Raw genomic sequence first — 447 nt, 5'->3', positions numbered from 1 at the left:
ACCCAGAATGGCTCAGGTCATTCGCTCTGTCCTAATAGATGTTTTTAAAGAAGCTCAGCATGCGGGAGAAGTACCTCCTGGTTATAACCCTGCACTAGCAACTAAACAACCTCGTAGAAAGATCACTCGCCAGCGCCTCACTCTGGAGGAATGGCAAAAGATTTTTGATATAGCCGATGAAAATCACAAATACATGGGGAACGCCATGCTTTTAGCCATAGTAACAGGACAGCGACTAGGTGATATATCCCGTATGAAATTCTCGGACATCTGGGACGATCATCTACACGTTGAGCAAGAGAAAACCGGAAGCAAAATCGCTATACCATTAGCTCTGCGTTGCAACGCAATCAACTGGAGCCTCCGAGATGTAATCAGTCGTTGCCGGGATTATGCAGTAAGCCCTTATTTGGTTCATTTCTTTAGAACCACCTCACAGGCTGAGCG

General features: G+C 46.1%; 1 protein-coding gene. It reads left to right on the top strand.

The window, feature by feature from the left end:
• Nucleotides 1-447, top strand: a 447-nt coding sequence (locus tag M3194_RS30920) for a tyrosine-type recombinase/integrase (RefSeq protein WP_251657965.1), incomplete at both ends; no start/stop codon positions are given.

Origin of the sequence: Paenibacillus glycanilyticus, from assembly GCF_023715145.1 — a bacterium.
Classification (GTDB): domain Bacteria; phylum Bacillota; class Bacilli; order Paenibacillales; family Paenibacillaceae; genus Pristimantibacillus; species Pristimantibacillus glycanilyticus_A.
Note: the sequence above shows the minus strand (reverse complement) of the source record. Positions and strands in the feature narration are given on the sequence as shown.